Source organism: Helicobacter trogontum (genome assembly GCF_000765905.2).
Taxonomy (GTDB): Bacteria; Campylobacterota; Campylobacteria; order Campylobacterales; family Helicobacteraceae; genus Helicobacter_A; species Helicobacter_A trogontum.
Map to the genome: position 1 here is coordinate 1 of NZ_JRPL02000097.1, position 839 is coordinate 839.

At 31.5% G+C, this 839-nt stretch carries 2 pseudogenes; both read left to right on the plus strand.

Going from position 1 to position 839, the window contains the following annotated elements:
* A pseudogene (locus tag LS81_RS12260) lies at positions 1-360 on the plus strand (hypothetical protein); the annotation flags it as partial.
* A gap of 286 nt (positions 361-646) precedes the next feature.
* Positions 647-839 (plus strand): annotated as a pseudogene (locus LS81_RS12265) (hypothetical protein); the annotation flags it as partial.

Sequence of the window (839 nt, forward strand, 5' to 3'; positions counted from 1 at the left end):
GATATAGAATCTCTCACACCAAATTCTCCCTTACACCTCCTTAAAGCCCTCTTTTTCTGTGAGGATTATATACTTTTAGATTCTAATAAAGAGCCGTTATTAAAAGAATCAAATTGGAGAGAATTTTATAACTACAAATCCGATTTTTATGCTATCTTTATTGCTGACAAACAAACCCTTACCCAAGACTACCTCAATAAAAGAAAATCCCTCTATAAAGCCATAATGCAGATAAGAAAGCAAATACAAGAAAAAGAAATTCAAAAATTACAAAAACAACAACAAGAGCTCGAGCAAACATTACAAGGATTAGATTCTAAAGTAAGAGAATCTAAATTGCAAGAATTACAAAGAAAGTAAGAAAGAGAATTAAGAGAGAAGCAAAGGCAAAAAGAGAGACAAGAACAACGACAAGCAAGATTCTCTAAGAATCTAGCAGATACCTATAATACAAGCACTACACAGAATCTAACCATAAACAATAATGCTTATATCACAAAAGATTCGTATCTTGTATTAGAATCTAATGATAAAAATACAAAAATCATATTCCTAGATTCTCTTAAAGATTCTCAATCTCACATTCACTCTTTTACCAACTTCCAAGATTCTAACTCATACTTCTCTTGGCTTTACTCATCTCATATTGCAAGACAATAGCAAAATCACCATCTTTGCCAAAGACAACAGCATTATAGATTCCAAGCATTTAGAAAAAGATTTAGGATTAGATTTTAACTTGCCTTGTGATGTGTATTTTTACTCCTTACTGCTTAGGGGTGGTAAAGAAGATATGAATAATCCTAGATGTTTCTATGGAGAAAATGGAGAAGTGTATA